This window comes from Bradyrhizobium sp. USDA 4504 (genome assembly GCF_054063995.1).
Map to the genome: position 1 here is coordinate 8,510,846 of NZ_JBSSGV010000001.1, position 22,143 is coordinate 8,532,988.

19 protein-coding genes are annotated in these 22,143 nt (G+C 64.6%); 6 read left to right on the forward strand and 13 right to left on the reverse strand.

The window, feature by feature from the left end; translation table 11 throughout:
* Nucleotides 1-180: 180 nt before the first annotated feature.
* Nucleotides 181-4,296, forward strand: coding sequence for a bifunctional diguanylate cyclase/phosphodiesterase (locus ACVMB1_RS39985; RefSeq protein ID WP_076827586.1), 4,116 nt, complete (start codon nucleotides 181-183; stop codon nucleotides 4,294-4,296).
* Here the strand turns inward: ACVMB1_RS39985 and ACVMB1_RS39990 are convergent.
* The 3 genes from ACVMB1_RS39990 to ACVMB1_RS40000 form a co-directional block, all read right to left on the reverse strand.
* Nucleotides 4,270-4,611 carry a hypothetical protein gene (locus ACVMB1_RS39990; RefSeq protein WP_076827584.1) on the reverse strand — a complete coding sequence of 114 codons (342 nt, stop codon included), beginning with the start codon at nucleotides 4,609-4,611 and terminating at the stop codon, nucleotides 4,270-4,272. The two genes, ACVMB1_RS39985 and ACVMB1_RS39990, sit on opposite strands and share 27 nt — an antisense overlap.
* Nucleotides 4,612-4,667: 56 nt before the next feature.
* On the reverse strand, nucleotides 4,668-4,907 hold the full coding sequence (locus ACVMB1_RS39995) for a DUF2171 domain-containing protein (protein ID WP_076827582.1): 240 nt from the start codon (nucleotides 4,905-4,907) through the stop codon (nucleotides 4,668-4,670).
* Between the two features lie 72 nt (nucleotides 4,908-4,979).
* Nucleotides 4,980-5,417, reverse strand: a complete 438-nt coding sequence (locus ACVMB1_RS40000; RefSeq protein WP_057015484.1) for a cupin domain-containing protein — start codon at nucleotides 5,415-5,417, stop codon at nucleotides 4,980-4,982.
* Between the two features lie 252 nt (nucleotides 5,418-5,669).
* Here ACVMB1_RS40000 and ACVMB1_RS40005 point away from each other — a divergent pair, with 252 nt between their 5' ends.
* A complete protein-coding gene (locus ACVMB1_RS40005) occupies nucleotides 5,670-6,269 on the forward strand; it encodes a 3-keto-disaccharide hydrolase (protein ID WP_057015457.1) in 600 nt (199 codons plus the stop codon).
* A 48-nt stretch (nucleotides 6,270-6,317) separates the two neighbouring features.
* Here ACVMB1_RS40005 and ACVMB1_RS40010 read toward each other — a convergent pair whose 3' ends face one another.
* From ACVMB1_RS40010 to ACVMB1_RS40040, 7 genes are all read right to left on the reverse strand, one after another.
* Entirely contained in the window at nucleotides 6,318-7,805 is a 1,488-nt protein-coding gene (locus ACVMB1_RS40010) for a hypothetical protein (RefSeq protein ID WP_076827580.1), read from the reverse strand.
* Between the two features lie 123 nt (nucleotides 7,806-7,928).
* Nucleotides 7,929-9,035: a glycoside hydrolase family 5 protein gene (locus ACVMB1_RS40015; protein ID WP_076827578.1), complete on the reverse strand. Its 1,107-nt coding sequence runs from the start codon at nucleotides 9,033-9,035 to the stop codon at nucleotides 7,929-7,931.
* A gap of 231 nt (nucleotides 9,036-9,266) precedes the next feature.
* A complete protein-coding gene (locus tag ACVMB1_RS40020; RefSeq protein ID WP_456849738.1) occupies nucleotides 9,267-10,214 on the reverse strand; it encodes a DUF5996 family protein in 948 nt (315 codons plus the stop codon).
* Between the two features lie 132 nt (nucleotides 10,215-10,346).
* On the reverse strand, nucleotides 10,347-11,963 hold the full coding sequence (locus tag ACVMB1_RS40025) for a B12-binding domain-containing radical SAM protein (protein WP_076827575.1): 1,617 nt from the start codon (nucleotides 11,961-11,963) through the stop codon (nucleotides 10,347-10,349).
* A gap of 238 nt (nucleotides 11,964-12,201) precedes the next feature.
* Nucleotides 12,202-12,801: an NAD(P)H:quinone oxidoreductase gene (gene wrbA, locus ACVMB1_RS40030; protein WP_076827573.1), complete on the reverse strand. Its 600-nt coding sequence runs from the start codon at nucleotides 12,799-12,801 to the stop codon at nucleotides 12,202-12,204.
* A 149-nt stretch (nucleotides 12,802-12,950) separates the two neighbouring features.
* Entirely contained in the window at nucleotides 12,951-13,649 is a 699-nt protein-coding gene (locus ACVMB1_RS40035; RefSeq protein WP_057015482.1) for a pirin family protein, read from the reverse strand.
* 75 nt (nucleotides 13,650-13,724) lie between these two features.
* On the reverse strand, nucleotides 13,725-14,477 hold the full coding sequence (locus ACVMB1_RS40040) for an SDR family NAD(P)-dependent oxidoreductase (protein ID WP_076827570.1): 753 nt from the start codon (nucleotides 14,475-14,477) through the stop codon (nucleotides 13,725-13,727).
* Between the two features lie 116 nt (nucleotides 14,478-14,593).
* On the opposite strand from ACVMB1_RS40040, the gene ACVMB1_RS40045 reads away from it, so the two are divergent.
* From ACVMB1_RS40045 to ACVMB1_RS40060, 4 genes are all read left to right on the forward strand, one after another.
* The gene (locus ACVMB1_RS40045; protein WP_016846155.1) at nucleotides 14,594-15,508 is read left to right on the forward strand and encodes a LysR family transcriptional regulator; all 915 of its coding nucleotides are present in this window, start codon (nucleotides 14,594-14,596) and stop codon (nucleotides 15,506-15,508) included.
* 172 nt (nucleotides 15,509-15,680) lie between these two features.
* Nucleotides 15,681-18,116, forward strand: coding sequence for a Nal1-like putative serine protease (locus tag ACVMB1_RS40050; protein ID WP_456849740.1), 2,436 nt, complete (start codon nucleotides 15,681-15,683; stop codon nucleotides 18,114-18,116).
* A gap of 448 nt (nucleotides 18,117-18,564) precedes the next feature.
* Nucleotides 18,565-19,554 (forward strand): tripartite tricarboxylate transporter substrate binding protein, encoded by a 990-nt coding sequence (locus tag ACVMB1_RS40055; protein ID WP_076827566.1) that lies wholly within the window; start codon nucleotides 18,565-18,567, stop codon nucleotides 19,552-19,554.
* Nucleotides 19,555-19,695: 141 nt separating this feature from the next.
* Nucleotides 19,696-20,076: a hypothetical protein gene (locus ACVMB1_RS40060; RefSeq protein WP_168856521.1), complete on the forward strand. Its 381-nt coding sequence runs from the start codon at nucleotides 19,696-19,698 to the stop codon at nucleotides 20,074-20,076.
* Here the strand turns inward: ACVMB1_RS40060 and ACVMB1_RS40065 are convergent.
* The 3 genes from ACVMB1_RS40065 to ACVMB1_RS40075 are packed head-to-tail and all read right to left on the reverse strand — an operon-like array spanning nucleotide 20,073 to nucleotide 22,131.
* The gene (locus ACVMB1_RS40065; protein WP_050384246.1) at nucleotides 20,073-20,546 is read right to left on the reverse strand and encodes a YbaK/EbsC family protein; all 474 of its coding nucleotides are present in this window, start codon (nucleotides 20,544-20,546) and stop codon (nucleotides 20,073-20,075) included. The genes ACVMB1_RS40060 and ACVMB1_RS40065 overlap by 4 nt on opposite strands.
* A 5-nt stretch (nucleotides 20,547-20,551) precedes the next feature.
* Entirely contained in the window at nucleotides 20,552-21,295 is a 744-nt protein-coding gene (locus ACVMB1_RS40070) for a haloacid dehalogenase type II (protein WP_076827564.1), read from the reverse strand.
* Entirely contained in the window at nucleotides 21,292-22,131 is an 840-nt protein-coding gene (locus ACVMB1_RS40075) for a dienelactone hydrolase family protein (RefSeq protein WP_057018110.1), read from the reverse strand. Before ACVMB1_RS40075 ends, ACVMB1_RS40070 begins: the two co-directional genes overlap by 4 nt.
* Nucleotides 22,132-22,143 lie beyond the last annotated feature (12 nt).

Sequence of the window (22,143 nt, forward strand, 5' to 3'; positions counted from 1 at the left end):
CCACCCTCCGCCTCAGGCTGGCACACCGGTGTCCGTAATATCCCGGAAAACCGCCGCCGGCGTTCGTCAGCCGTTTACTTTGTCGTGCAACTTGCCGGATACGCTAACCACCACTTAGGCCTCTCGCGGGCAATGTTCCCTGCCAGATTGGAGGGGTTGGCCCCCGGGCCTTCAGGAATCGTGCAGTCGAGCATCGGGCGTACCTTCGCGGCGTTGAGTGCCACCAACGAAGCGATCCTGTACGCGAAATCACCAGAAGAATTGTACGGCAAGGTCTGCGAAGCCGCGTTCTCGAGCGGGAGCTTCCTGGCCGCGACCGTGTTTTTGCTGGAGCCGGATACCGGTCTCTTGAGGTTCGCGGCTGGCTACGGCGACGATGTCGCGCGACTATGCAGCATCACCATTTCCGCGATCGCCAACACCCCGGAGGGCGAAGGCGTGGCCGGCCGCGCGTTCCGCGACCAGAAGGCCTGCGTCCGCAACGACTATGTCAACGACGCTGTTTCGGCGGCTTGGCGCAGCGGCGCGGCAGCGGCCGGCGTCGGGGCGGCCGCCGCGGTGCCGCTGGTTTGCAACCGGCGCAGCGTCGGCGTCTTCATGGTGACGCGGCGCGAGATCAATTCGCTCAGCGACGAGGCCGTTTCGCTGCTGGAGCGCATGGCCGCGAACGTGTCCTTCGCGCTCGATAATTTCGACCACGAGGCCTCGCGCAAGAGCGGCGAGCGGGCGATGCGTCGGCTCAACCGCATGTTCGGTGCGATCAGCGCAACCAACGAGGCGATCCTTCGCGCCAAGACCGAGCACGATCTCTATCAGCGGGTCTGCGATGCCGCGGTGTTCAGCGGAAAGTCCTTCGCGACGGTGGTGCTGCTGGCCGAACCCGACACGCACTGGTTCGAGCCTGTCGCCGGCACCGGCGAGGCGCTCGACCTGATCACCCAGACGCGCTTCTCGACCGATCCGGACAACGTCTATGGCAAGGGGATTTGCGGCGAGGCGTTCCGGACCCAGCGGCCCTGCGTCGAGCACGACATCCCGATATCGATGGGCCCGTCGCATATGCCGATCGGCGGCAGCGGCCTGATGGCCTGCGTGGCGCTGCCGCTCACCCGGTTCGGCAAGAGCGTCGGCGTCCTGATTTTCTTCACCGGCAATTCCTGGGCGCGCGACGAGGAGATCATCGCGCTGCTCGCGGGGATCGCCGAGAATGTCTCGGTCGCGCTCGACAATTTCGGCCGTGCCACCGAAAAGGCCAAGGCCGACGCCGAGCGCGAGCGGCTGTCGCGGATGTTCGCGGCGCTGAGCGCGACCAACGAGGCGATCATGCGCGCGAGGTCGCGGCTCGAGATGTTCGAGCTGGTCTGCGCGGCGGCGGCGCATGGCGGCGGATTCAACTCCACCAGCATCCTGATCGCGAAGCCCGGCGACGATTTCCTGGAGATGATGGCGGTCGCGGGGCCTACCGCGGCAAATGCGCGCCGCCTCAACGTCTCGCGCAGCGAGGCTCGCCCCGAAGGGCGCGGCGTCTGCGGCCGGGCGTTCCGCTCGCGGCGCGCCTGCATCAACAACGATTTTCTGGGCGACGTCGCCAGCAATCCGTTCCGCGACGTCATCGACCGCGAGGATGCGCGATCGGGCGCGGCGTTCCCGTTGATCGTCGACGACGAGCCGGTCGGCGTGATGCTGTTCATCTCCGCCAAGCGCAACACCTTCTCGGCTGAATTCGCCGAGCTGCTGCAGCGGCTCGCCGACAACGTCTCCTATGCGCTCGGCAGCTTCGACCGTGCCGACGAGAAGGCGCGGACCGAGGAGCAGAAGGAGCGGCTGCGGCGGATGTTCGCGGCGCTGAGCGCGACCAACGAGGCGATCATGCGGGCGAAATCCCGCAGCGAACTGTTCGATCTGGTCTGCGATGCCGCGGCGGTCGGCGGCCAGTTCGTCTCGGCCACGATCAGGCTGGTGCGGCCGGGCGAGGTCTTCCTGGACAATGTGGCCGCCTCGGGCCCGGACCGGGTGCGGGCCCGAGAGGTTCAGCTGTCGGCCGACGCGACGCGTCCGGAGGGACAGACGCTGACCGGCGTTGCGATCCGCACGCGCAGGCCCTGCATCAGCAACGACTATCTCAGCGATTTCGGCCCCGAATCGCACGTCTATCCGGCCGTGCGCGACAGCGGCAGCAAATCGGGCGCAGCCCTGCCGCTGCTCAAGAACGGCGAGGCGATCGGCGCGCTGGTGTTTCTCTCCAGCGAGTTCGGCACCTTCAGCCCGGAGATGATGGCGCTGTTGCAGCGGCTTGCCGAGAACGTGTCGTTCGCGCTTGCCAATTTCGATCGCGCCGACGAGAAGGCGCGGGACGACGAGCAGAAGGAGCGGCTGTCGCGGATGTTCGCGGCGCTGAGCGCGACCAATGAGGCGATCATGCGGGCGAAGTCCCGCGCAGAATTGTATCGACTGGTCTGCGCGGCGGCGGCGACCGGCGGCAAGTTCACCTCGACTACGATCGCGCTGGCGCAGACCGGAAGCGACTATCTGCGGATCGTCGCGATTGCGGGGCCGGCGGCGGAGGGCGCGCGCCAGGTGACGCTCTCGACCAGCGAGGCGCACCCCGAGGGGCGCGGCGCCTGCGGTCGGGCGTTCCGCTCCGGCAAGGCGTGCATCATCAACGACTATTTTGCCGATCCCGAGACCGCCGCTTTCCATGAGCGCGCGCGGCTCGATGGAACGCAGTCCAGCGCCTCGTTTCCGCTTGTTGTCAGCGGGCAGGTGGTCGGGGTCATGATCTTCGTCGCGATCGACAAGGACACGTTCACGCCGGAGTTCGCCGAATTGCTGCAGCGCCTTGCCGACAATCTGGCGTTCGCGCTCGAGAGCTTCGATCGCGCCGATGAGAAACACAAGGCCGACGAGCGCATCGAATATCTTGCCTCGCACGACAGCCTGACCAATCTGCCGAACCGCGAGACGTTCAACGAGATGCTGCATCACGCGATCTCGGCGGCGGATCGCCATCGCCGGCAGCTCGCGGTGCTGTTCATCGATCTCGACCGCTTCAAGGTGATCAACGACTCGCTCGGCCACGACGCCGGCGACATGCTGCTGGTGGCGATCGCCGAGCGGCTGCGTGGATCGTTGCGCGCGAGCGACGTGGTGGCGCGGCTCGGCGGCGACGAGTTCGTGGTCATCCTCGAGGAAACCGCCGAACGCGACGACGTCGAGCGCATCGCCGGCGATCTTCTGGTTTCGCTCAGCCAGCCGCTGCAGCTCAGCGGGCATGAGTGCCACACCACGGCCTCGATCGGCATCGCGATGTATCCGGCCGATGGCTCGGACGTGCAGACGCTGACCAAGAATGCCGACATGGCGATGTATCTCGCCAAGGAAGACGGCAAGAATGGCTTCCGCTTCTTCTCCAACGAGATCAGGGCGCAGTCGATCGAGCGCTTGACGATGGAGAGCGCATTGCGCCGCGCACTCGAGCGCAAGCAATTCTCGCTCGACTATCAGCCCAAGGTGGACATGGCGAGCGGGCAGATCAGCGGCGTCGAGGCGCTGCTGCGCTGGACCCATCCCGAGCTTGGCAAGGTATCGCCGGGGCAGTTCATCCCGCTTGCCGAGGAGACCGGCCTGATCGTGCCGATCGGCCGCTGGGTGTTGAAGGAAGCCTGCGGGCAGAACATGGCGTGGCAGCGCTGCGGCCTCAGGGCCGTGACGATGGCGGTCAACCTTTCACCGCGGCAGTTCGGCGATCCGAACTTGCTCGACGACATCGACGCGGCGCTGGAGGAGAGCGGCATGTCGCCGGCGTTGCTCCAGCTCGAGGTCACCGAGAGCATGGTGATGCGCAACGTGACGCGTGCGGTGCGCGTGCTCGACGCGATCCAGAATCGCGGCATTCGGCTGGCGATCGACGATTTCGGCACCGGCTATTCATCGATGTCGCTGATGAAGCAGTTCCCGATCGACACCATCAAGATCGACCGCTCTTTCGTGCGCGACCTGCCCAATGATTCCGAGGACGTCGCGATCGCGCAGGCGATCATCTCGATGGGCAAGGCGCTTGGCATGACCATCGTCGCCGAGGGCGTCGAGACCTCCGAGCAGCAGGAGTTCCTGCGCGCCCATGCCTGCGACGAGATGCAGGGCTTCCTGTTCAGCCGGCCGCTGCCGCCGCGCGATCTCGCCGAATTGTTGAAGCCGTCGCAGGCAGAGGCGTCGCCGCCGTTGCAGCCGTCGCTGGATGGCGAGGCGACCAGCGAGGCCGGGCCGGATCTAGGGCGGAAACGCGCCGTCGTCTGACGGCTGCACGGGCAGGTCGCGAACGTCGGAATCGGTTGATGCGACCTTGCGCGAGAAATCATAGGGCCACGGCAGGATGTCCTGGCCGGCCAACGTCTGGCGCAACACAACGGCAGCCTCCGCAAAGCTCGCGCCGTCGGCAAGGCGGAGCTGGCGGCTCCAGGCGGATGGCAGCGGTTCGGCGGCATCGCGCATCTCGAATGCCGGCCCCCACCACCAGGCCGGAGCGGGCGGCCGTTCCGGTTCCGCAATGGCGCGCCAGCGCGCGAACTCGTCGACGATGCGGGCAAATTGCAGCTTGGCGGCGGGATGCATCGAAGGCCCTTCCTTGGGCCGGGATGATAGCATCGCTCCCACCTCGCGCAACGCGGCTATTGGCGGCCGTGCTGCCAATGCGCCGTCACGTCGGAGCCCGATTTGTTGAGGTGGACGTGCTGGTCGACATGGTCGACCCAGGACAGCGGAATGAGGTGATGGTGCTGACCGTCAGGCGAGCTTTGCTTGGTCAGCTTGATCTGGTCGGTGCCTTCCATGTGGTCGACCTTGCCGACCGTTTTCTTGTCCGACGAGATCACATCCATATCTTCCCGAATATCAGCGGCGTTTGCCATGCGTCATTTCCTCGTCATGATGATGAGGGGATGAAACGCCGCCTGGATGCAAAGGTTGCTAGCCGGTTCCGGCTACTTCTGCTCGACCTCGGTCGCGGTGGCCGGGCCTTCGCCCATGATCAGCAGCACGGCGTCCTCGTCCTTGGCGCCGTCCCAGTGCACCTGCTTGCCGAAATGGGTGACGAAGCTGCCGGCCGGCATCGCCACGGTGCCGTGATCGGGATCGAATTTTGGACCCGAGCCCACCCACCAGGTGCCCTTGAGCACCACGATGTAGCGGTCGTTGGGATGGAAATGCGGACGGCTGAAGTGATTGCCCTTGGTCCATTTGGTGTAGACCATGTAGAAGCCGGGCTTCGAGGGATCGCCGACCACGACCGCATTCTGTGCGCCGCGCGCGTCAGCCGGGCTCCAGGGAATCTGATCAGGCAGCTTGTAGGTCACGGCGGCCGGATTGAGCTCGGCCGCGGAGCTGACGCTCAGCGTCGCGGCAAAAGCCAACGGCATCATCAGATATCGCCAAGGTCGGTTTGACGCCGTCATCGGTATGCTCCCAGATCGGATTACTCGGGCGACTGCCGCGCCCGTACGTCGCGCCATGCTAGTCGTCCTCGCTTCCGCCCGGCAAGACGCCGCCGTGCATGTCTGATCTCAGGATTGCGGCAACGATCCGTGACACAACGCAGTTGCAATATGAAAAAGCATTTACGCCGCCGCAGACGATGATAGGTTGCGCGCCAACCAAAAGACGGGAGGATAACCTTGAAGAAGCATCTGTCGATACTGGCGGCGGGACTTGTGATCGGTGCGGCCGCGCTGCAATTTTCCACCGCCGCCTCGGGGGACGACGGCTGGGTCACGCTGCTCGACAGCTCCAAGAAGGGTGACTGGGACGAGGTCGGCAAGGCCAATTGGGCGATGAAGGACGGCGCGCTGGTCGCCGACAAGCTCGACGGCAAGGATCTCTCCTATCTCGTCAGCAAGACCCAATACAAGGATTTCCAGATCAGGGCGGAGTTCTGGACCGACGAGGATGCCAACAGCGGCATCTTCATCCGCTGCGAAGGCAACAAGGTGATCGACTCCAAGGTCTGCTACGAGGTCAACATCTTCGACAAGCGGCCGGACCCGACCTACGGCACCGGCGCGATTGTCGACGTCGGCAAGGTCGATCCGATGCCGAAGGCGGCCGGCAAATGGAACGTCTACGAGATCACGGCGCAGGGGCCGCATTTCGTCGTGACGCTGAACGGCCAGAAGACCGTCGACGCCCAGGATTCCAAGCACGCCAACGGCTATATCGCGCTCCAGTATGGTTCGGGCGTGGTCAAGTTCCGCAAGGTGCAGATCAAGCCGCTCTGACGGCGCGGGTTGAGCGGGGCCTCGGTCGCACTGCGACGGGGCCCCTCCTCATTGAGGAGCACTGTCGGTCGCAGAGACCTTCCGATCGTCACTCTGCGTCCGCAGATGATGGCCGATCACGAGCCCGGTCAGGCACAGCAACAGCCCAAGTGCCGGCGGCGCAAACAGCGCCTCTTCCTGGAAGATGCCGTTCACCAGCACGACCATCGTGCCGAAAGCGGCGAGCCCCTGGATGAGGATTCCCGACGAGGCGTAGAGCCGCCAGGCCTTCAGCGCCATCGCCAGGAAGTAGCCAAGCGGCACCAGTGAGCCGATCCCCATCTGGTAGAGCAGCACGCCGACGGCGCTCTCCACCGCGCCGTCCATCGTGCCGGCCGCCTGCGCTGCGTTCCAGTCGATCGAGAAATAACCTTCGGAGAGATTGCCGCCGACGCCAAGTCCGCGGCCGATCGGATTCTGCCGAAAGCCGTCCCACCCGCCCATGAAGCCGATCACGTGGAAGTCGCCGATCTGGAGTCCAATATAGATCGCCGCGATGGCGTACAGCACGAGCCCGACCAGCGCGACGGCAAGGGTGATGGTGGCGCCGAGCAGCCAGGTTGCCGTCCAGGCCAGGGCCACGAAGATGACCAGGATGAGCGCGCCTTTTACGCTACAGCAAATCAGCAGCGGGATCGCGGCCAAGGCCAGCCAGCGATATCCGACCGCGAACAGGAACAGGATGGAGAAGGCGATCCCGTAACCGAAGCTGATCGGGCTCATATTCGGTCCGAAGATACGCAGCAACGACGAGAGGCCGAGGTCTTCGAACAACGGGCTGTTGAGAAAGCTGAAACGGAAGCGATCGATCAGATCCACCGGCACCCTGCCGGTTGCGCGCATCTCGGCTTCCCAGGATCCGGAACGGGTCGCCTTCAGCTCGTCGAAATGCCAGAACGTGTAGCCGTTGGTGATGGAGAGCCAGAAATCGCGGAACAGCAGTTCGACATATCCGCAGACGATCAGCAGCGCCGCAACCGTCACCAGGAACGGCGTGATGCGGATCTCGAAGGTTGCGGCCGTCAGCAGCGATAGCTGAAACAGAAACAGCGGCAGCGCAATGTTGCGCAGATAGACGAGGGCCGCGTGCGAATCCTGCGTGGCGCCGAGCAGGAAATACGCCGTCACGGTTGCGAGGGTGAACGACCCCCATTTCATGATCTGGTCGATCTCGGCGGAATGTTTCCGCTCGTGCAGCGCGTAGAGCGCCAGCGTGACCAGCCACATCACCGCGATGACCAGGAAATTGTAGCCCTTGACGAAATCCATCTCCTGCTCGGTCGTCATGTAGGACGACAGGATCGAGACGAAGAGGTTCTGGAAGAAGATGATGAAGATGGCGATCGACGGCGCGTAGGCCGGCACCGCGAGCACGATGGCGCAGCCGATCAGGCTTTCGACGACGATCGCGAGCCCGGCGTTGGCCGTCTGCATGATCGGCGCGAATGCGATCGATGCCACGGCGATGCCGAGTGCAGGAATCAGATCGCCGGCCAACAGCGGCCGCGGGGCTATCTCTGCTCGCACAGGCTCTGACCTAGCGTGACCGGACGTGTGGGCGTGCCACACCGCATCGTCGATCTAGCCGCGCATTGTGTAAGAACTGGTTAACCAGATGGGTCAGCGGGTCCCGAGCAAGGCCCTCAGCGCCTCGCGGTCGACCTTGCCAGTGACCGGGTCGGCGAGGCCGAAGCCTTGCGACAGCTCCCAATGAGTCCAGCCCCAGCATTGTTGCCGGGCGTAGGCGGTCACGCCGGCGAGCCAGCGCAGCCGGCTATCGCGCGGCGCGCCGGCCTTGAGCACACCGAATTCATTGATGATGATCGGCCGCGAATATTGCCGTTGCCAGGCGGCCGCCGGTTCGAGCCATTTGTCAATGCCGCGGTCGGGAATGGCACGGTCCACCATCGCGAGCGCCGTGCGCCTGTCCAGCGCGGTGAGTTGCTCCCGCAGCTGCTGAACCTTGGGATCGTCGGAGCGGACCGGATAGGGCAATCCGGTGACGTCGTGCAGCGGTTCATTCGGATCCCAATGGGCCTGATGGGTGAACACCATCGGATCGTAGAAGTGGATGGCATAGACGACATTCGGATCGTCGAGCGGAGTGAAATCCGGCAGCGAATCCGCGCGCTGCCAGTTGACCGGCCCGGTGACCAGTGTGGTCTGCGGCAGCAGGGCGCGAATGAAGCCGGCCAGCTCCCGGACTTCGCCCTGCCATTGCGCGGCCTCGACATCCGGCTCGTTCAACAGTTCCGCAAACACACGGTCGGACGGATAGCGCTGCATGACCCGTGCGAGCTCGGTCCAGGCGCGCTTCATTTCGGTCATCGCATTGGGCGGATCGTCCTTGTGTAGCGCGTTGAAGCGCTCGCCGGAGTGCAAGTCGATCGACACCGCATAGCCGAGCGCGAGCAGGGTCTTGAGCGTCGCATCGACGGTGCGCAGGCGGCCGTCTATCTCGGCTTTCGCGGCGAAGCGCGGCATGACGAAGTCGGCGGGCACCGGCAGCCGGATGTGGGTCATGCCGGCCTTGCGCAGCTCGCGCAGCAGGCCGCGGGGCGGCGCCGACCGCGGATCGGCGATCCAGCCGTCGGCATTGACGCCGCGTGACAGCGCCTCGAGCCGCTCGGCCGGGACGCCTTCGATCAAGGCGGGACAGGCCCGCGCGGCGACCGACAGCAGAATCGACGCGCTGACCGCGAGGGCAAGGATCGATGGCCGCGTCATGACCGATCAGCGTGCGATGGTTGTCGCGGGATCGTGACGGGTTGCGGGGCGCTCACGAATATACTGCCTGTAGTGTTCGAGCCGGCCGGGGTCGCGGGGCGTCGTCCGAAAGATAGCTCGGCCAAGCAACGATGCGGTAAAGACGTAACACGAAATTTAACCTATGCGCCTTCGTCGACTGTCCAAGGCGACCCGTCGCGAAGAGGATTGAGCCGCCGGTGCGGCGCGCCGCTAGATCCCTCGGACCACGCCCGGCTGGCCCGGTGCGCATTCCAGCGCAGCACGGTCCCAGTTCGCGTTGATGGCCGCGGCCTCATAGCTCGATTGCAGGAATTCGAGCAGCGCCTTGTCCGGGTCGGCAGCCGTCCGCACGGCGTCGTAGGGCAGGATGAATTCGCCAAGCGCCTCGCTGAAGAACGCAGCATCGGGCCGTACCGGCGTGTTGCGATAGCCCGCGGGTTCCGGATAGGCGTAGGAATAGAATGCCGGATAATCGATCGCGCCGCCGCCCGGCCAGAAGCCGGCGCTGCTGACCTCGTGCGAATAGGCTTCGTGCGCCACCTCGTCGGGCAAATGGGGCACGCCGCCGGGATGCCGCGGCGCGGTTCTGCCGGAAAAGCGCGTCACCGCGAGATCGAAGCTGCCCCAGAAGAAATGCATCGGGCTCGCCTTGCCGAGGAAGCCGGTCCGGAATTGCTTGAACACGCGATCGCAGTTCACGAGGATCTGGTGAAACCGGCGCACGGCATCCGCGTCGTACGACGCATGCTGCGTATCCTGCGAAAAGCGGATCGGATCGGCGACTTCGTTCGGTATCTCGTCAATGGCGACGTCGATGCCGAGGTCCTTCAGATTGCTCATGACCGCCGCGTAGAAGCTTGCGACCGATTGACCGGCCAGCGCGAATTGCCGTTCGGTGCCGTCGCTGGTCGAGATGCGGAGCACGTGATCGATGAAATCGAAGTCGATCTGGAACGTGCGATCGCCGTCGGGGATCGGCGAGGTCGTCAGCCCGCGCGCCGTGACATAGAGCGTGACGTGCCAGGAGTGATTGAGCCAGGGCGACTTCGCCAGCCGGATCTTGCCGGCGATCTGGGTGAAGAGCTGGAGCGTGGCACAGCTGTCGCTCCACGCCGCGGTCGGCAGTTCCGGCCAGCGGGTCTTCTGTGTGTTGGTCATGACAAACCTCTGGGCTGCGCAACGTACAGTGTTTCGGCTATTACGAATTGGTCGCGATGACCTCGGGGGAACCGATCCTCTGGTTCCGCGCGACGTGCTCTGGTCGGCGAAGCGCACGAACGCGCTTTGCCGTCAAACCGCACGTAGGTTAGTTCGCGGCCCAAGCTCCGTGGCCCTCACCGGCGGCATATCGTCGAGGGCGGCAATCCGGCGGTCAATCTCACGGATCACGTGTTTCGAGAATGGCCCGAAATGCAAATACAGCGCCATCAACATCACGATGTAGCGAAGCGCGCCCGGATTGGACTTCGCGACCTCAACGAAGGTCTTCCAGAACGGTTCGTGGACCTCCGGCAGGGCACGCATGATCGTGTGCACGCCCTCGATGCCGCCAAGCCTCTTGCGTATGTCGCCATCCGGCAGGTCGCGACGCCGGTCGGACCGGTCGAGCATGGCGGCGAGCCGCGACAGCCGTCCTGCATAGGCCGTCGGGTCGAACACGTGCCCGATCACGGCCTTGTAGTCCTCAAGGATGTCACGCAGCGGACGTATGGTGTCGAAATTGCAGCCGAGCGTGCATTGGTCGCCCGCCTGCTCGACTTTCATGAGATCGTGGCCTTCGTGCAGGCGGCCTTCCTTCGCCAGCCGCCGCGTCAGCTGTGTGCCCGGCAGTGCATAGAGCAGTCCAACCATGCAGACTGGAATGCTCGCCTCCTCGATGAAGTCGATCATCGCGTGCCCCATCGAGGCTTTCTCGGTATCGAACCCGACGATGAAACCCGCGGTGACGAACATGCCGTAGCCATAGATCTTGTGAATGCATTCGGCGATGTCGCGCCGGGTGTTCTGCTTCTTCTTCATCTGCACGAGGGTCTCCGGATCCGGGCTCTCAATGCCGACGAAAATCCCGAAGAAGTTCGCGTCCTTCATCGCCTGCAACAGCTCGCTGTCGTCAGCGATATTGATCGAGGCTTCCGTCGAAAACTCGAACGGATAATCTCGCTCCTCCAGCCAGGCTTTGAGCTGCGGCAGCAGGATGCGGAGGTTTTTCTTGTTCCCGATGAAATTATCGTCGACGAAATCGACATGTCCGCGATAACCGTGATCGTAGAGCGCTTGCAACTCAGCGAGAATTTGATCGGGGGTCTTGGTGCGCGGCACACGACCATACAGCTCGATAATATCGCAGAACTCGCAGGTGAACGGGCAGCCACGCGAATATTGCACGCCAATGAAGAGATAGTGCTCGAACTTGATCAGGTCATAGCGGGGCATCGGGCTTAGCGTGACGTCGATCTTGAATTTCTCGGCGATGAACACGCCCTTGCGCTCTCCACTTTCCCAGGCGGCGACAAATTGCTGAATGATTTGCTCTGCCTCACCGATCACCTGGAAGTCCGCGTCGGCGTAAAGATGCGGGCTGGAGGAGACGTCAGGTCCGCCGACACATACCGGCTTGCCGTGCCGGTGTGCGAGATCGATCAGGTGGAGAAAATCAGGCTGCTGGTTGAGCATGCCGCCGATCATGACAAGATCGGCCGAGTCGAGATCGGCGTCCGTCAAGGGCTCGGTGTTACGGTTGATGAGGCGAATATCCCAATGCTTCGGCAGCATGGCGGCGACGGTGATCAGTCCGAGCGGCGCCGCCGGATACTTCGCATCGACGAGTTCACAAGCTTCCGTATAGTTCCAGAAGGAGTCCTGAACGAACTTCGGATAGATCATTAGGACGCGACAGGGAACCGTCATGTTGCTCCGGCCTGGATATTGACGGGCACGATGACACGCGGCTTGTCGCCGCTCAAGGGCTCAATTCGCGGCCAATTGTCAGGCAATCCTGGGCATGGACGCCTATTACGTCGATTATCGGCCTTTCTTGGCGTCTGTTGGCGTTCCAGCAGCGATCGCTCTTGCGCCGTTGTCCGGGAACGACGTCGCGACTTAGGCAGGGGCGGCAATCGTGAACGAGAATGCCGCCCCCATCGCATCAGCCGTGAAGTTTTCTCGCGGTTTCCGCGATCGCGCGGCCCTGATAGCGGGCGCCGGCGAGTTCGTTCTCGCTCGGCTGGCGGCTGCCGTCGCCGCCGGTGATCGTGGTTGCGCCGTAGGGCGCGCCGCCGGTGACCTCGTCGAGCTTCATCTGTCCGGCAAAGCCATAGTTCAGGCCGACCACCGTCATGCCGAAATGCAGGAGGTTGGTGATGATCGAGAACAGCGTGGTCTCCTGGCCGCCATGCTGGGTCGCGCTCGAGGTGAAGGCGCCGCCGACCTTGCCGTGCAGCGCGCCCTTGGCCCAGAGGCCGCCGGCCTGGTCGAGGAAGTTGGCCATCTGCGAGGCCATGCGGCCGAACCGGGTGCCGGTGCCGACGATGATCGCATCGTAGTTGGCGAGATCGTCGATCTTGGCGATCGGCGCGGCCTGGTCGAGCTTGTAGTACGAGGCCTTGGCGACTTCGGCCGGTACCAGCTCGGGGACGCGCTTGATGTCGACGGTGGCGCCGGCTTCGCGCGCGCCTTCCGCGACGGCATTCGCCATCGCTTCGATGTGACCGTAGGCGGAGTAATAGAGAACGAGAACCTTGGCCATGATGGCCTCCTTGTGGTTTGGCAGTAGGGTGAAGTTAAGGAACCCCGTCATTGCCGGGCTTGACCCGGCAATCCATCAAACGGAGAACCCTTGCGAAGCCCGATGGATGCCCGGGTCAAGCCCGGGCATGACGAGTGTGGATGTGGTGATCAGGCCGCGTCGACGAGCACGAGCTCAGCATCCTCGAGCGCGGTGATCTTCAGCTTGGCCTCGTCGCGGATCGCGGCGCCGTCGCGGGCATTGACGCGCACGCCGTTGACCTCGATGCTGCCGGCCGCCGGCACCAGATAGAGGTGACGGGCCTTGTCGGCGGCGTATTCCGCACTCTCGCCGGCCTTCAGCGTGGTGGCGAGCACCCGCGCATCGGCGCGGATCGGCAGCGCGTCATTGTCGCCGTCGATACCCGAGGCGATGGTGACGAGCTTGCCCGAACGGTCCGCCTTCGGGAACGGCTTCGAGCCCCAGGTCGGGTGGCCGCCCTTCGTCGTCGGCTCGATCCAGATCTGGAAGATCTTGGTCTTCGCCGGCTCCAGATTATACTCGGAGTGACGGATGCCGCTGCCGGCGCTCATCACCTGCACGTCGCCGGCTTCGGTGCGTCCCTTATTGCCGAGCGAATCCTGGTGCGTGATTGCGCCCTCGCGAACATAGGTGATGATCTCCATGTTGGCGTGCGGATGTGCCGGGAAGCCGGAGTTGGGCGCGATCTCATCGTCGTTCCAGACGCGCAGCGCGCCGTGGCTGACATTATCGGGATCGTAGTAGCTCGCGAACGAGAAGTGGTGCTTGGCCTTCAGCCAGCCGTGGTCGGCGCCGCCAAGCTTTGCGAATGGTCTGAGTTCGATCATGGTCATTCCCCTTGATGTCGATGTTGAGGAGCAGGCCGGGCGCACCGCGCCCGGCGTCTCCAGAAAATTTTGCGATCAGGCGCCGAAGCCGCCGTCGACGTTGAGCACGGTGCCGGTCACGAACGAGGCTTCCGGGCTTGCCAGGAACACGACGCCCGCTGCGACTTCCTCCGGGCGGCCGAAGCGTTGCACCGCGTGCTGCAAGCGTTGCGTCTCGGCAAACTCGCCACCGTCCTTCGGGTTCATGTCGGTGTCGATCGAGCCGGGCTGCACCACGTTCACCGTGATGCCGCGCGGTCCGAGGTCGCGCGCCGCGCCCTTGGTGTAGCCGACGACGGCCGCCTTGGTAGCGACGTAGTCGGCAAGGCCCGGGAACGAGGCGCGGTCCGCCAGCATGGAGCCGACGGTGACGATGCGGCCGCCTTCGCCCATCAGCTTGGAGGCGGCGCGGATCGCGGTGATCACGCCGTTGATGTTGATCGCCTCCTGGCGGGCGAGCGTCGCGGTGTCGGCCTTGGGGTCGTCGACCGCGCCGCCCGATGCGACACCGGCATTGTTGACCAGGATGTCGAGCCGGCCAAAATCCTTGGCGACGGTCTTCACCAGCTGATCGACATCGGATGACGAGGCCTGGTCAGCCTTGTAGGCGCGGGCGTTGACGCCCTTGTCCTTCAATTCGGCGACCACGGCCTCGGCCTTCTCGGGAGAGGCGACGTAGCTGATCGCGACGCTCGCACCTTCCGCGGCGAGTGCACGGGCGCTGGCCGCTCCGATGCCGCGCGAGCCGCCGGTGACGAGGGCAACCTTGCCTGAGAGCTTCTTTGTCATTGGATTTCTCCATCGGTTGAATTTGATGGCACTTGGATATGCCTCCGGCTGTGGTATAGAAATAGAAACTATTGAAACTCATTGTTTCCAGTATTGAGCAATCAGGACAGCGGCCCATGTCGAAACTGCCGGACTTCGAGGCGCTCGCGATCTTCGCAAAAGTCGTGGAATTACGGTCGTTTGCGGCGGCCGCGACCGAGCTCTCGCTGTCCAAGGCGACGGTGTCCAAGGCGGTCAGCCGGCTGGAGGAGCGGCTCGGCGCCCGGCTGTTCAACCGCACCTCGCGGCGGTTGGCGCTGACTGATGCCGGCCAGAAATTGTCGGAGCGCGCCGCGCGGCTGCTCGCCGACGGCGAGGCGGCTGAGAATGAGGCGCTGGCGCAATCGACCACGCCGCGCGGCCTGGTGCGGCTCGCGGTGCCGATGAGCTTCGGCATCAAGACAGTGGCGCCGCTGCTGCCGGAATTCATGGAGGCCTATCCGGAGGTTTCGATCGACCTGCACTTGAGCGATGCCACGGTCGACCTGATCGGCGAGGGCTTTGATGCTGGCCTGCGCATCGCGCGGTTGCCGGATTCCTCGCTGATCGCGCGGCGGCTGTGCGGCATGCCGCGCTACACGGTGGCCGCGCCGTCCTATCTGAAGCGCCACGGCCGGCCGACCCATCCGATGCATCTCGCCGAGCACAAATGCTTCGGCTACGCCTATCTCTCGACTCAGGGCGTCTGGCACTACACCAACGCGTCGGGCGAGCAGGCGAGCGTGCGTCCCGCCGGCCAGCTCCGGGTCAACAATGGCGAGGCTGTGATGCCCGCGCTGCTCGCCGGTCTCGGCATCGCCGATCTGCCCGACTTCATCGTCGGCGACGCGATCGCGCGGGGCGAGGTCGAGGTGATCCTGAAAGGCTGGAAGCAGCCCGAGGGCGCCGTGCATCTCGTCACCCCGCCCGGCGGCCCGCGGCCCGCGCGCGTCGAGGTGCTGGCGGATTTCCTGGCGAAGCATTTCGCCAAAGGGCGTGCGCAGCGGAAATAGAAATCCGCACGCGGAGCGGTGGAGGGACATCCGGCCCGCCCCGTCACATTCGTGTCATCCCTTTTAAATTGTATTGCTTATGTGAACTAACCCACGATCGAGGGCTGCCGCGATCGTCTATTTCTGCGTCCTGCACCGGTGTTGCCGCAAAGCGCATTTTCGGAGGAACCAGATGATTGATCTGACCAAGCATGACTTCACGTCATTGTCGGTGAAGGATCTGCTCGATGCCCGCGAGGCCTATCACGTGCATCTGGCCCATCTGCAATCGGTCTACGCCACGGCGATCGGCCGCTATCTGATCCGGGACAACGACCGCAACGCGACGGAAAGAAAGGCGCACTCCAAGCCGCAGGCGCTCGGACCGCGCACGCTGTTCAACTCGTCGGTCAAGGACTGGTCGTGGCCCTGCATCCTCGTCTTCGTCCGCGACTGGATGAAGCGCTCCGAGCTGAAGAACCATCCCGAGAAGCAGGACCAGCTGGTGCCTCCATTCCTCTATCTGCCGGATGGTCGCGTCGTGCCCACCTGCGTCGTCAAGGTCGATCCGAACGAGGGCAGCCCCGGCACCGTCGATCCGCCGGTGTTCAAGAGCGATCTGGTCGGCGGCGGCTTTCCGGTGCAGACCATGATCCAGGGCAAGATCCACCGCGGCTCGATCGGCTGTCTCGTCACCAATGGCGAGACGGTGTTTGCGTTGTCCAACCGTCACGTGGTCGGCGCCGCCGGCCGCGAGATCTTCGCCGGCTTCAAGAACACCGACCGCCGCCTCGGCGTCAGCGATGCGCTGCAACTCGGCAAGCGCGCCTTCAGCGAGGTCTATCCCGGCTGGCCCGGCTCGCGCGTGGTGGCCAATCTCGATGCCGGCCTGATCCGCGTCGATGACGTCAAGGGCTGGACCGCACAGGTCTACGGCGTCGGCCAGGTCGGCGACGTCGTCGACCTCAATGTCGGCACCTTCCGTCTCGACATCATCAACCAGCCGCTGATCGCCTTCGGTGCGACCAGCGGATTGATGAAGGGCAAGATCCTCGGCTTATTCTATCGCTACAAGACCGTCGGCGGCGTGGAATATGTCAGCGATTTCGTGATCGGCCCGCGCGACGGCGACACGCCGCTCAACAATTATCCGGGCGACTCCGGCACGGTCTGGTTTGTCGACGATCCGGACGCCAAGAAGAACCCCAGCGGCGCGCGGATCCTCAGTCCTCTGGCGCTCGAATGGGGCGGCCAGGAATTGTTCGGATCGAGCGGCAAGGTCCCGATGCAGGTCGCGCTCGGGATCTGCATGTCGACGCTGTGCCGTGAGCTCGATGTCGAGTTGATCGGCGACTGGAACGCCGGTCACACCGAGTATTGGGGCGAATGGGGCCACGTCAAGATCGGCGCCTACGCGACCAGTCTGATCGATGCGAAGTTGCCCAAGCTCGCCACCATGATGGACGCCAATTCCGACAATATCGGCCTCGACGACAAGCTGCTTGCCGACCTCAAGCCGCATCAGCGAGGGACATTCTCGCCGCTGGCCGACGTCGCCGACCTGGTCTGGCGCTTCACCCGGCACACCGACGAAAGCAACCATTTCGCCGACATGGACAAGCCGGGCAAGGACGGCAAGACGCTGCTCGATCTTTGTGCGGAGTCGACGCGCAACGTCGATCCGAAGGTCTGGAACGACTATTACGAAGGGATCGGCGAGGACCGGCGCGGCGCATTGCCGTTCCGGGTCTGGCAGATTTTCGACGAGATGGTCGAGTACGCCGCCGCCAACAAGAAGTTGGAATTCGTCTGCGCCGCGGGCATCGTCGCGCATTACATCGGCGATGCCTGCCAGCCGCTGCACATCTCGCAATTCCACCATGGCCTCGATCCGAGCGACAAGGCGCATGCCAAGGTGCACAGCGTGTACGAGACCACGATGATCGGCCGCCACGGCAAGGATCTCATCAAGATGATTCCTGACGCCCGGACCAGCGACGTCGCGGAGATTGCTCCGGGCGGCACGCCGACCGGGCGCGACGCTGCGGTCGCCGTGGTCGCGCTGATGCAGCGGACCGTGAAGCGGCTGCCGCCGATGACCATCGTCAACCTGTTCAATTCGCATATGGGCAGAGGACAGGTCGAGGCGCTGTGGTCGAAGCTGAAGGACGCCACCGCGGCCTGCATGCAGGACGGTGCCAAGACCCTGGCCCGGGTCTGGGAAGCGGCCTGGCGCGCCGGCGCGGGCGAGGACCGCGGGCAGGGCGGCAAGTTCGACCAGGACAGTTTGAGCAAGCTCTACAACGACCCGAGCTTCCTGCCGGCGTTCCCGCTCCAGCAGCTCACGCTGGATGCCAACGACCACCTCGTTCCGATCGGAGGCAGCAGCACGCGGCGCCGCAGCGCGACAACCGCGCGACGCGCGCGTCCGCAAGCAGCGAAGAAGGCCGCCAGGAAAGCCGTGAGGGAAACGGCCAGGAAGGCGCCGAAGAAGGCGCCGGCGCGCAAGCGGCCGGCCGCGGCTGCTCCGGTCCGACGCGCGGCCGCCAGCAAGAAGACCGCGACCAAGCGCGGCGCGGCCAGCAAGCGGTCGGTCGGAAAGACCCGCAGGGCGGCGCGCAAGCGCTAGAGCAAGATGACTTACACCACATCGCGCAGCGGATTCAGCTTTACCTCGCCCCGCGTGCGGGGAGAGGTATAGGCCGCCTTTGGCGGCCGTTCTCAAGAACGCCGAAGCGGAGCTTCGGCTATGACGCATCGTTAGATGCGTTCCGGGTGAGGGGGAGCCTCCACAAGTCCAACTGTCGCCGTTTACGCGGAGGCAGCCCCTCACCCCGACCCTTTCCCCGCAAGAACGGGGAGAGGGAGCACAGCGCCGTCGTTATTCGATCGAATCTCAACATGCACTCGGCCGACCAGGCTCGATCTTCCCCATCGGTCAGTCGGCGTCAGGTGCGACGCGCGGGACGCTTGAGATCAGCGCTCCGGTCCTGCACGATGCGACCAAGCCGCGGCTCTGACTGCGGCATCGCGATCGGTTGCGATCGCCAAAAAAGATGATTGGGGAGAAACTCTCGATGAACCGCCGCGAACTCCTGCGCGCCGCTGCCGCATTGCCGCTTGCGCAGGCTGCGCTCGCCAACTCCGCGTTTGCGCAAGCCGCCTATCCCAACCGCAATATCACGATGATCGTGCCGTTTCCGGCCGGCGGCCAGGCCGACCTTGCGGCGCGACCGGTGGCGCTCGCGCTGGAGCGTATCCTCGGCAAGCCCGTGATCGTCGACAATCGCGCCGGCGGAGCGGGCGGATCGATCGGCAATGCGCAGGCCGCGCGCGCCGAGCCCGATGGCTATACGCTGTTGATGACGCTGTCCTCGCTCGCGGTGCTGCCGGAGGCCGACCGGCTGTTCGATCGTCCGGTTGCCTACGAGGTGTCGCAGTTCGCGCCGATCGCGCGTGTGCTTGCCGACCCGACGCTGCTCGCGGTGCCGGCCTCGGCGCCGTGGAAGACGCTGCAGGAATTCGTCGACGATGCGAAGAAACGCCCGGGACAGATTCCTTACGGCTCGTCCGGTCCGTACGGCACGCTGCATGTCGCGATGGAGATGTTCGCGGCGAGCGCAGGAATCAAGCTGCTGCATGTGCCGTTCCGCGGCGCAGGCCCGGCGCTCACCGCACTGCTTTCCGGCACCGTGCAGGCATTGGCGTCGGCGCCGGGCACGCTCAAGCAGCAGGTCGAGGACGGCAAGATGCGCGTGCTCGCCAATTGGGGCGCCGAGCGGATCGCGAGCTTCCCCGATCTGCCGACCTTCAAGGAACTCGGCTACAGGGACGTCGAGTTCTACATCTGGGCGGGACTGTTCGCGCAGTCAGCGCTGCCGGCGCCGATCATGGAGCGGCTGCGCGCGGCGATGGCTGATGCCGTGAAGGCGCCGGAGGTGATCAAGACTTTCGAGACTGCGGGCAGTCCTGTCGCCTATATGGACGCGCCGGCGTTCTCAAAATTTGTTGCAGACGACAGCGCGCGGTTGATCGCGGCGGTGAAGAAGATCGGCAAGGTCGAATAGGGAACTCCCGGGACAAACTCTCTTCACTTTTAGTTGTCCGCGCGAACGATCCTTGGCCGCATTCATTGGGCAGCTTTGGAGCAAATCGCGGCGCGGGAACATGCGCGCGCGGGCCAGTATCTGGAACAACGGGAGCCCGACATGCGATCGCAGCGGATCGTCCTGAGCCTTGCCATAGCGATCGGCGGAGCTGTCACGGCAACGGCCGCCGTCGCCGAGGAGTATCGGGGAACCTGGGAACAGCAGATGGCGTGCACACCGGACGTGTGGCGGCTCTGCAGCGACCAGGTGCCCGACGTGCAGCGCATCGTGGCTTGCCTGCGGCAGAACACGCCGCAACTTTCCAACAGTTGTCGCGCCGTGTTCGAATCAAACGCGCAACAGTCGCAGACCCAGGGGCGGGCCCAACAGCCGCAAGCGCAGGGCCGTGCGCCGCAGCAGCCGCAGATGCAGCAGCGGCCGCGCGCACCACAGCCGATGCAGCCCGCGCCATCGCGGCCGCCGTTCGACGATGAGGATTAATCCCCAGGTCTGACTTCGCAGACGTCGACCCATTCGGCCGCAGTCAGCTCCGCCATCCTGTCGGGCGTGATGCGGACCGCGCTGTGGGTCGAGCCTGCCGCCGGCACCACGACATCGAACGCCTTCAGCGACACGTCGCAATAGACCGGCAGCGGCGTCTTCAGCCCGAACGGGCAGACGCCACCGACCTCGTGGCCTGTGATGTCGGCGACCTCGTCGAGGCCGAGCATCTTCGGCTTGCCGCCGAACGCCGCCTTCACCTTCTTGTTGTCCATTCGCGACGTCCCGGCGGCGACGATGAGCACCACGCGGTCGCCGACCCGCAGGCTCAGCGTCTTGGCGATCCGCGCCGGCTCGACGCCATAGGCCTCCGCCGCCAGCACGACCGTCGCGGAGCTCGTGGTAGATTCGATCACGGAAATTTCGGGCGCCTTCTCGGCGAAGAAGGCGCGGACAGACTCGAGGCTCATGTTGTTCAGGACCTTGCAGACACCAGTGCGGGAAGTTCGGAGAGACCGTGGATCCGGTGATCGGGTGCGACGCCGAGCTCGTCCATCTGGGTACGCAGCGCCTTGAACATCGTCAATGGGGCGACCGTCTCGCTTTCGACGCAGGCCAGCGCCATCGCTTGCGGCGTCACCCGCTCGATCCATGCGACGTTGAGGCCGAACGACTTGGCACCGCAGGCGTCCCACGGATTGGAGGAAATGAACAGCACCTCCGCCGGCGGTACTTTCAGCACCTCCTCGATCAGCGTGTAGGCCTCCGGCGCCGGCTTGAACACCTTGTGGGCATCGACGCTGATGGTCGCATCGAGCACGCGGTCGAGGCCTGAATTGCGCACCAGTGCATTCAGCATGTCGGGGCTGCCGTTGGACAGGATCGCGAGCTTCTTGTCCTTCATCGCCTCGAGCGCGCCGACCGCATCCGGATACAGCGCCAGATGCTGATATTTGTCGATGATGCGGGCGAAGGTCGCCGCGTCATATTGCAGGCCGAGGCAGCGCAGCGTGTAGGCGAGGGAGTCGCGGGTTACGACGGCGAAATCCTGGTAGCGCCGCATCAGCGAACGCAGCCAGGAGTATTCGAGCTGTTTGATGCGCCAGACCTGCGTGATGATGTCGCCATAGCCGGGAAACGCATCCTCGGTGACGTCGGCGACCGACTGGACGTCGTAGAGTGTGCCGTAGGCGTCGAAGACGATTGCCTTGATGGTCATTGTGATCTCTCTTGCCCGCCGATTGTCGCATACAGGAATTTCCTGAGTGCGTCGATGGATTGATCCCTGGCCACCTCGTTGAATTCGAGGTGATGACCGAGCAGCTGCACCGGCGTGCTGTAATGCGGCACGTCGAAACCGTGATAGGCGCCGGGATAGACAATCAGCTCGATCGGATGTCCCGCACTATTCTGCCGGGAGATGCCGTAGTCGTCGCGGCCTTCGGCCAAGGTCCGGCACTCCTTGGCCGGCGTCCAGTCGTCGAGCTCGCCGACCATGATCAGCGTCGGCACCGTCATGTCGCCCTTGATGCTGAGGCAGGGCGGGTAGAATGCAACGGCTGCGCGGAATTTCTCTGCCGCGTTATGTTCGATCGCGCCACGCTCGACCGAGAGCAGGGCGAGCCAGGCGCCTTGCGAGAACCCCACCACCGCGACGCGACCGGGATCGACCGCCGATTGCCGCGCGAGATAGCTCAGCGCACGATAGGCGTCATGGACGGTTGCGGCCGGCGCGCCGCCCGTGCAGGCGCTGCTGATGCCGCGCGGCCCGAACCGGTCGACCGTGAGCGTGACATAGCCCCAGGCCGCCAGCCGCTTGCCCCAGCGCTCGTCGAGTTGCTTGAAGAAGCCGCCGCAGCCGTGCAGCAGCACCACGGCGGGCGAGGGGCCGGGTCCATCGGGTGTTCGCAGATAGCCTTGCAGCGGCTGCGCACTTACAAGCGGGCTCTCGAATTCGACGAACGCGGGCGGCTGCCCGCCGCGTTCCGCGCAGCAGAGCCCTGCGCTTCCGATCAGGAGTGCGAAGAGGGTGGCAAGTCCGGTGAAGTTCGTCATGAACCACCTCCG